Source organism: Microbacterium umsixpiens (assembly GCF_053543675.1).
Map to the genome: position 1 here is coordinate 1 of NZ_JBLVOH010000078.1, position 9,256 is coordinate 9,256.

The 9,256-nt window shown below is 68.9% G+C and carries 7 protein-coding genes; 5 read left to right on the forward strand and 2 right to left on the reverse strand.

Annotation, left to right across the window (positions count from 1 at the left end):
- Positions 1-202 (reverse strand): hypothetical protein (locus ACNPM4_RS08020; protein WP_448985338.1); only part of this gene is annotated, 202 nt, incomplete at its 3' end.
- 155 nt (positions 203-357) lie between these two features.
- Here ACNPM4_RS08020 and ACNPM4_RS08025 point away from each other — a divergent pair.
- Positions 358-1,389, forward strand: a complete 1,032-nt coding sequence (locus ACNPM4_RS08025) for a LacI family DNA-binding transcriptional regulator (protein ID WP_400857519.1) — start codon at positions 358-360, stop codon at positions 1,387-1,389.
- A gap of 32 nt (positions 1,390-1,421) precedes the next feature.
- Here ACNPM4_RS08025 and ACNPM4_RS08030 read toward each other — a convergent pair whose 3' ends face one another.
- The gene (locus ACNPM4_RS08030) at positions 1,422-2,732 is read right to left on the reverse strand and encodes a glycoside hydrolase 5 family protein (protein WP_448985339.1); all 1,311 of its coding nucleotides are present in this window, start codon (positions 2,730-2,732) and stop codon (positions 1,422-1,424) included.
- Between the two features lie 215 nt (positions 2,733-2,947).
- Between ACNPM4_RS08030 and ACNPM4_RS08035 the strand changes: the two genes are divergently transcribed.
- The 4 genes from ACNPM4_RS08035 to ACNPM4_RS08050 form a co-directional block, all read left to right on the forward strand.
- Positions 2,948-4,249 carry an ABC transporter substrate-binding protein gene (locus ACNPM4_RS08035; RefSeq protein WP_448985340.1) on the forward strand — a complete coding sequence of 434 codons (1,302 nt, stop codon included), beginning with the start codon at positions 2,948-2,950 and terminating at the stop codon, positions 4,247-4,249.
- 3 nt (positions 4,250-4,252) lie between these two features.
- On the forward strand, positions 4,253-5,179 hold the full coding sequence (locus ACNPM4_RS08040) for a carbohydrate ABC transporter permease (RefSeq protein WP_372467579.1): 927 nt from the start codon (positions 4,253-4,255) through the stop codon (positions 5,177-5,179).
- Positions 5,176-6,111, forward strand: a complete 936-nt coding sequence (locus ACNPM4_RS08045) for a carbohydrate ABC transporter permease (protein WP_105711555.1) — start codon at positions 5,176-5,178, stop codon at positions 6,109-6,111. The genes ACNPM4_RS08040 and ACNPM4_RS08045 overlap by 4 nt, the downstream gene beginning before the upstream one ends.
- Positions 6,108-9,256: GH92 family glycosyl hydrolase (locus ACNPM4_RS08050; RefSeq protein ID WP_448985341.1), on the forward strand; the 3,149-nt coding region annotated here is incomplete at its 3' end. The genes ACNPM4_RS08045 and ACNPM4_RS08050, both read left to right, overlap by 4 nt.

Sequence of the window (9,256 nt, forward strand, 5' to 3'; positions counted from 1 at the left end):
TGCCCCAGGCGGGACCCCAGGGGGCTCCGACGACGCCGGGCTCGAAGGCGAGCGCGAGCCCCTCGGCCGGAGCGATCGGCTCGCCGGGCAGTTCGTGGATCTCGACGTCCAGCGGCACGGAGGCCGAGTGGATCGCCGGGCGGATGCGCTCCTCGAGGACCCGCTTGACGCGGCCGACGGTGAGCGAGGTGTCGTCATGCATGGGAATCTCCGGGCTCGACGGTGAGTGCTGGTCCGCGGCGCGACAGGCAACGCCGTGTTGATGCTATCGGATTTACTAAAACGATCTAGTAACCAAGTCTAAACACATCGTCACTTCTTCCGCGAGACTAAATCGATCAAGTATGGTGAGGGACTATGACCCCGGCGAAACGCGTCACCATCGCCGACATCGCGCGCATGGCAGGGGTCTCTCCCGGTGCCGTCTCCTTCGCGCTGAACGGCCGCCCCGGCGTGAGCGACGAGACCAGGCAGCGCATCCTCAGCATCGTCGAAGAGAACGGCTGGCAGCCGAGCTCGGCGGCTCGAGCGCTGGTCGGAGCGCGCGCCAACACCGTCGGCTTCGCCCTCGCCCGCCCGGCACGGTCACTGGGATCCGAGGCGTTCTTCACCGACCTCATCGCGGGCATCGAGTCACGGCTGTCGGAGAGCAAGGTCAGCCTGCAGCTCCGCCTCGTCAGCGACATCGCCGAGGAGATGGAAGTGCACCGACAGTGGCGCTCCTCCAACCAGGTCGACGGTTTCATCTTCATCGACCCCCGCGAGGACGATCCCCGCGTCGGGCGCATCGAAGCCCTCGACGCCCGGGCCGTGATGATCGGTTCCGAGCCCTCGCCGGAGGGCTCCGTGCCGAGCGTCTGGATCGGCGACGACACGGTGGCCGAGACGCTCTTCTCCTACCTGGCCGCCCTCGGGCACACCCGCATCGCCTACGTCGCCGGCCCGGCCGAACTCGAACACACGCGCCTGCGTGCCGAGGTGCTCGGGCGCATGAGAACCGACGGCGTCGAGGGCGAGGTCATCATCACGGACTTCTCGCCCGCACGCGCATCGGCGGTCACGCGCTCGCTGCTCTCCGGTCGGCAGCAGCCGACCGCGATCGTCTACGACAACGACGTGATGGCGGTCGCAGGTCTCCGCGTCGCCCAGGAGATGGGCCGTGCCGTGCCGCGCGACGTCTCCCTCGCCTCGTTCGACGACTCCGTCATCGCCGGACTGATCAACCCGTCGATCACGGCGATGACCCGAGACACCTTCGAACTCGGCGAGCGCGCCGCGACCCTGCTGCTGCAGCAGATCGAGGCGGGAGTGAACCTGCCCAGCGTCGAGGGTCCGACGCCGGTGCTCACGGCACGCGAGAGCACCGCTCCGCCCGCGCGCCTCGCCTGAACGACCTCGTCCGGCCCGAACCGCGATCGCGGTCAGCTCTGGACGACGGTGTTGACCGATCCGTAGGGGTCGACCACGTCGGCCGAGAGGTCGGGACGGATGAGACGACGGATTCCTCGCGCGTCGAGCGCTACGGGGTCGAGCGCGTCGCGCGACGTCACGAGTGCGGGATCGAGGCCCGCGGCGCAGGCATCCACCCAGGCCTGGAACACCACCCCGCCCGGGCTCAGCGCCGCCCGACTCACGGGAACCTCGCGCTCGTCCACGTCCACCACGATCGCCGTGTCCCTCACGGGCGGCGCGACGCGCTGACGCAGGTCGGGGATGATCTCAGCGAGACGCCGGCCGATGGGTTTCGCCGCGCCGTCCTGACCGATGAGCCCGAGGGTGTACTCCAGCTCGGGGAAGTCACCGAGGTCGCGGCTGACGTCATGCGAACACCACCAGGTGATGCCCCAGAGGTTCTGGGTGCGCGCGGCGGAGCGCACCGTCGCCTCCAGGAAGCCCGGCATCTCCTCGTCGGTGAGACAGTTCGAGGGGGCGCCCACCTCCTGCAGCCACACCGCCCGGTCGGGATCGGTCGCGAAGGCGCGGGAGAGCTCGATCAGGTACTCGGCGTGACGATCGGAGGCGACCGAGCGACCGCCGTAGCGCTGGGCGGTGCCGTTGAAGATCCAGGAGTGGATCGTGGTCATGGCCCCCAGGCGCGACGCATGCGCGGGCGTGAAGCCGTGGCCGTCCATGTACCAGACGGCGTCGTACTCGCTGTGGACGTGCGGGAGCCCCGGCGCCGCGGCCTCCGCCGCCGCCAGCAGGGTCGAGATCCAGCCGCCGGCTTCGTCCTGCGTGACCGGCCAGGGGGAGGGATGCGTATGCGCGGAGAACTGGTTCGTCTCGTTACCGAGCGTCAGGCCGAGGAAGTTCGGTGCGTCGCTCAACGCCCGACCGAGCCGGTCGACGAGCGCGACCTGACCCTCGAGCGCCCGTGGATCGGTGAACATGTTCTTGTCGTGCCACGTGTACAGCCACGAGGGGACGAAGTCGAAGCTCGAGAGGTGCCCCTGGACCACATCGATGCCCGCATCCATGCCGAACTCGCCGGCGATGTCGACGACGGCACGGACGTCGTCGATGGCCTTCTCCCGGATGAGCGTGCGGTTCGGCTGCAGCACGGTCCACAGCGGGAAGACTCTGACGTGATCGAGCCCGAGCTCCGCGAGAGCCGCGAAGTCCCGGCGCACGTCGTCGGGGGTGAAGTCGAGCCAGGAGTGCATCCAGTTCTTCGACGGCGTGTAGTTCGCCCCGAACCTCAGAGGAGCATCGAGGGCGCCGCGCTGCGTCATGTGTCAGACCTTTCGGACGTGCCCTTCGAGGAGGGCGGAGTTCGCACCACTATAACGCTTGAGCAACGAACGGTGCGCACTCCTGCACTTGCAGGCAATGCGTCGCCCGACGAGTGCCTTGACAGGGAGGAAATCGGATGGTTTCATCTGCTAAAGCGCTGTAGTCCGTTCCTGCGGACTTCGCGCGGATTCGCCCGCCTCGAGGAAGAAGCACGATGAAAGTTCGCACACGCATTGTCGCTCTGGCAGCATTCAGCATCGGCGTTCTGGCGCTGACGAGTTGCACGGGAGGCGGCGGCACCTCCGACGCCTCGGGCCCCATCGACACATCGGGCGAGCTGAGCGGCACCATCCAGTTCCAGACGTGGTCGCTCAAGAACGAGAAGTTCACCCCGTATTTCGAGGACCTCATCGACGCGTTCGAGAAGGAGCACCCCGACGTGACGGTCGAGTGGCTCGACCAGCCGGGCGACGGCTACCAGGAGAAGATCCTGAGCCAGGCGAACGCCGACACCCTCCCCGACGTGCTGAACCTGCCGCCCGACATCGCGTACCCGCTGGTCGCCGCGGGCAAGCTGATCGACCTGGAGACCGCCGACCCCGACCTGAAGACCGCCTACAACACGGGCGCCTGGGAGGCCTACAGCCAGTACCCGGGCATGGAGGGCACGTACGGCCTGCCCTGGTACCTCTCCAGCGACGCCTCCTGGTGGAACCTCGCGCAACTCGCACCCTTCGGCGTCACCGAGGAGAACCTCCCGACCACGGTCGACGAGCTCCTCACGCTCGCGAAGGACGTGGCGACGGAGTCCGGCGGCAAGGTGCAGCTCCTCTCCTCGATCCCGGCGCTCGACACGTTCACCGCAGCCGGCATGGAGGTCATCGACGACGAGGGCGAGTTCGACTTCAACACCGACGAGGCCGCGGCGATCATCGAGAAGTACGCCGACGCGTATGCCGCGGGTGCGATGCCGGCGGAAGCCCTGACCGGTGACTACGGCGGAAACGCGGAGGCGTACATCCAGGAGAAGGTCGCCTTCACCACCGGCGGCACCGGCTTCACGACCGACCTGCAGAAGGACGCACCGGCGCTGCTCGAGAACACGGTGGCGACGCCGCGACTCGGTGTCGCACCGCTGTACGTGCAGGGGCTCAACGTCTCGGCCGACTCCGACAACAAGGAAGCCGCGCTCGCCTTCGCGGAGTTCGCGACGAACCAGGAGAACCAGGTGGCGTTCTCGTCTCTGGCCGTCGGCACCGCACCTGGCACGGCCGAGGGCGGAGACCAGGTCGTCGACAACATCGCCGCGACCGTCACCGACGAGAAGCAGCTGTCGGCGATCGACACCGTGTTCGGCGCGATGAAGGACGCCAAGGCGCTGCCGTTCCAGTGGACCTCCGACATGGCTACGTATATGACCCAGCAGATCGCCCTCGCGGTCAACGGCGAGGCGGACGCGAAGGCCCAGCTCGACAAGATCGTCGAGTACGCCAACGCCAACCGCGTGGACAAGTAAGCCATGCGCGCGGACACCGGCATCCCGGCCGGCAGGAAGACGATGAGATCCCACCGGTGGTTCACACCCTGGCTGCTCCTCGGGCCCGCCGTCGCCTGGGTGCTGGTGTTCGCGCTCTGGCCGTTCCTGAACACGGTCTTCCTCAGCTTCACCGACGCCAAGCCCCTGCGGACGCCCGAGTTCGTCGGCGGGGCGAACTACGAGCGCATGTTCGGCGACGAGATGTTCTGGAACGCCCTGACGACGTGCCTCATCTATGTCGTCGTGTGCGTGCCGCTGCTCACGATCCTCCCGCTGCTGCTGGCGCTGCTCGTGCAGAAGAAGCTCCCCGGCATCTCGTTCTTCCGCACCACGTTCTATTTCCCCGTGATCGCCTCGGTGGTCGTGGTCGCCCTCATCTGGACCTGGCTGTTCGACAGCCGCGGCATCATCAACCAGACGCTCGAGTTCCTCGGGCTGGTCGACAAGCCGATGGCGTTCCTCGTCGACCGCTGGCTGCTGCTCGGCTGCGCCATCCTGCTCACGGTCTGGAAGGGCCTGGGCTACTACATGGTCGTGTACCTCGCGGCGCTCGGGAACGTCGGCAAGGAGCTGCACGAGGCGGCGATGCTCGACGGCGCCGGCTCCTTCCGTCGCTTCCTGTCGGTGACGATCCCCTCCGTCCGCGGCGCGATGCTCCTCATCTCGGTGCTCATCGCCGTATCCGCCATGAGGGTGTTCGCCGAGCTCGACGTGCTCTCCAAGAGCACGGGCGGTCCCGGTGGCTACGACATGTCGCTCGTGATGCTCATCCGCCAGGTCGGCTCCGGCCTCAACGGCAACATCGGATACGCGTCCGCCATCAGCGTGGCGCTGTTCCTGCTCACCCTCATCCCGCTCGTCGCGATCGCCGTCATGAATCGCGAGAAGAAGGCGAAGGTCTCCGCATGAGCACGCTCACGCCGCCCCGTTCGACAGAGGACGCCCGCCCCTCCGAGGAGCTGTCGGCGCCGACCCGCGAGCGCATGTTCCGCCGCCGCGGATCCGGCGATTTCAGCAAGCCGACCCTCGGCGGTCTGATCGGTCGATACGCCCTCCTCCTCTTCGTCCTGGTGCTCGTCATCGGGCCGTTCATCTGGCAGCTGTCGACATCCTTCAAGGGGCCCCAGGAGAACATCTACTCCTTCCCGCCCGAGCTCATCCCGCGCGAGCCGACGCTGCAGAACTACAGCAGGGTCGCCGACATCGTCCCGGTGTACCTCTACGCCTGGCACTCGCTGCTCGTCTCGGTCGGCACGGTCGTCAGCAACGTCGTCCTGGCCACGTTCGCGGGCTACGCGCTGGGCTGCATGAGGTTCCGCGGCAAGTGGATCGTGATGGCGATCCTGCTCTCCACGCTGCTCTTCCCCGGCGAGGTGACGGTGACGAGCAACTTCCTCACGATCCGCGCCCTCGGGCTGGCCGACACCCTCTGGGGCGTCTTCCTCCCCGGCGCGATCAGCGCGATGAACGTGCTCCTGATCGCCACCGCCTGCCGCATGATCCCGAAGGACGTGCTGGATGCCGCGACGGTCGACGGTGCGACCACCTGGCAGCGCATCCGCCACATCGTGTGGCCGAACATCCGCGGCATGGTCTCGGTGGTCGCGATCTTCGCATTCATCGGGGCCTGGGACGACTACCTGTGGCCGCTCATCGTGCTGTCCGACCCGTCGAAGTACACGCTGACCGTCGGCATGGCGTATCTGAACAGCAGCTTCTCGGTCGACCCGCGCCTGATCGCGGCCGGCACCATGATCGCCCTCGTGCCGATCGTCATCATGTTCTCGTTCACGCAGCGCTTCTTCTTCAAGGGCGTGCAGGAGGGCGCGATCAAGGGGTGAGCGCCGCGCATCTCACGCCGGCGGACGGGCCGGCCGATCCTCCGTCGTCCCGTCCCCGAGCGGGCGTGCTGCCCGGCCCGGTGTTCACCTTCGCTTTCGATCCCTCTGCCGGCGAGCAGCGGGTCGACGTGCCCGGGCTCACCGACCTCGAGATCTCCCCCGACACCGTGCTGCACTGGGCGTTCTACGCCGACGGCCCCGCCGCGACACTGTCTCCGCACGCAGCCCTCGCTGTGACGGTCGATGTGCGCTTCGCCGACGGCGCGCGACTGAGCGACACGTCGGCCGTGCGCGACCGCTACGACTTCCCGCTCACCGCGCAGGCGCAGTTCGCCGCCCGCTGGAGCATGCCCGAGCAGTGGAACGCCGACACCGTCTCCCTCGCCCCCTTCGCACGCCGCAGCGGCACGGTCGAGGTCGTGCTCGGCACCGTGCCTCTGCCCGACGGCGCAGACCTGCCCGCGCGGTGCACCGGGTTCGTGCAGGTCGTGGTCGAAGCGCAGGCCCCCGCCCGTGACCTCTCGCCCGTCGAACGGGTCGACACCCGGCGCGGCTCGCATTCGGGTCCACGGTTCTCTCGCGGCAACACCATCCCGGCGGTGGCCGTGCCGCACGGGTTCACCTTCGTCATGCCGGCGACCGATGCGGAAGACGCCCGCTGGCCGTACCGGCCGTTCGTGCATGACGACCGGCAGGGGCGACGGCTCGAAGCGCTGCAGTTCTCCCATCAGCCGAGCCCGTGGATCGGCGATCGCTCGGTGCTGCAGGTGATGCCGTTCCTGGGCGCGCCGACCTCGCGTCGCGGAGGCCGCCGGCGCTGGATCACCCCCGGCTCCGAACGGGCGCGTCCGCACGAGTACGCGGCCGATCTCGGCGACGGCCTGCAGGTCGAGATGACGGCGACGGAGCACGCAGCGGTGTTCCGAGTGCACAGCGCGGATGCCGCCGCCCCGGTCGGCTTCGTCATCGACCAGCTCACCGACGCGGGGCGTCTCTTCTGGACGGATGCCGGCGGATTCGAGGGGTGGATCCCGGAGGGGCCCGAGGACTGGGGCAACGCTCCCCGTTGCTTCTTCGCCGGGACGGTCCGGCACCCCCGCGACGATGAGCGGACACTCGATCGCGGGCCCCTCGATGACGACGGCCGCGGGCGGGTCGCGGGATACGTGGGCGGACGTGGATCGCTCGAGGTGCGGATCGGCATCTCCTTCCTGTCGGTGGAGCAGGCCCGGCACGCTCTGGAGACGGAGGCTCCGCGGTCGAGCGCCTACGGAGAGCTGCGCGATGCGGCCGCCGCCTCCTGGAACCGACGGCTGGGGCGGGTGTCGATCCCACCGCTGCCGGACGCGGAGGCCCCTTATCGTGGGCTCGCCGACGAGGAGCATCGGTCCCGGATCGCGGCCGCGCTCCACCGGATGCACCTGTATCCCAACAGTGCCGCCGAGAACGTCGGGACGGCGGAGGCGCCGGTCTGGCGATTCGCCGACGTGTTCGCCGCGCGCGAGTCACACGACGAGAGCGGAGTCGCACCGGCCGTCGACGGCGAACTCGTCGTGAACAACGGATACTGGGACACGTACCGCACCGAGTGGCCGGCTCTCGCCCTGCTCGATCCCTCCCTCGCTGGGCGGCTCCTCGACGGGCAGCTCGAGCAGTATCGCCGCGGAGGCTGGATGGCGCGATGGAGCGCACCCGGATACGTCGACAGCATGGTCGGCACCTCGAGCGACCAGATCTTCGCCGATGCCGCACGCTGGGGCGTGGGCTTCGACCGCGTCACCGCGTTCGAGAGCGGATGGCGGAACGCGTGCGAGCCGGGGCCGGATGCGCGCCGCGGCCGCAAGGGCATCGCGCGGGGCCGGTTCACCGGATACATCTCCTCGAATGTTCCCGAGGGCATGAGCTGGAGCATCGAGAACGCGGTGAGCGATGCCGCACTCGGGCGCCTCGCGGCGCAGCTCGCCACCGAGTCCGCCACGGCCGCGGACGCCGCGCGCTACAGATCCTTCGCCCGGTACTTCGCGAATCGAGCCCGGTCGTATCGCACGCTGTTCGACGACGACACCGGGTTCTTCCGTGGCCGGGACGATGAGGGCGCGTTCTCCGCATCCGGGTTCGATCCGCGATCCTGGGGCGGAGACAACGTCGAGACGAACGCCTGGGGCATGTCGGTCGGCGCCGTGCACGACGGAGCGGGCCTCGCCGACCTCTACGGCGGTCCCGCCGGTCTCGGACGCCACCTCGACGCCCTGTTCGCCGAACCCGAGACCGCCGATGAACGCTTCGGCGGCGCGTACGGCACCGTCATCCATGAGCAACGCGAGGCGAGGGCGCTGCGTTCCGGGATGTGCGCGATCTCGAACCAGCCGGCGCACCACATCCCGTTCATGTACGCGTTCAGCGACCGGCCTTGGCAGTCGGCGCCGCTCGTGCACGACCTCGCCGCGCGCCTGTTCGCCGGCGCGCACATCGGCCAGGGGTTCCCGGGCGATGAGGACAACGGCGAGATGAGCGCCTGGTGGCTGTGGGCCGCGCTCGGGCTCTATCCCCTGGAACTCGCCTCGGGCCGGCTGCGGATCGGGTCGCCTCTCTTCGACGACATCCGCGTGGATCGCGGAAACGGTTCCTCCCTGCGCATCCGGTCGCGTCGAGCCACCCCCTCGGCCCACATCCTGCAGGAGGCGCGACTCGACGGGGTGCCCCTACCCTCGGCCGACCTGCCGATCGACGCGCTCTCCGGCGACGCGGTGTTGGAACTGGAGTTCGGCGTCGACCCGGTCGCGGCGCTCGAAGCGGGCTCCTCCCTCGACGACCTCGCGATCTGGTGCCCTGACCTGACCTCCGGCGCCGGTGAGGTCGTCGCCTCCCCCGACACCATCCGTCCGGACCGCGTCTTCGACGACGGTGTGCCGTCGGGGGATGCCGGTGTCGCGCTGCGTCGCGGGGAGTGGGTGGGATGGCGGTTCGAGGAGCCTCGCGGCGTGACCGACGTCAGCGTGACCGTGGCGGCGACGGCATCGTCGTCGGCCCTTCGATGGGAGGCCGAGGGGACGGACGGCCTGTGGATGCCCGTCACGATCACACACCGGGCCGAGCTGCCGGCTGACCGCACGACGCCGTTCACCCTGACAGCCCGGATCGGGGG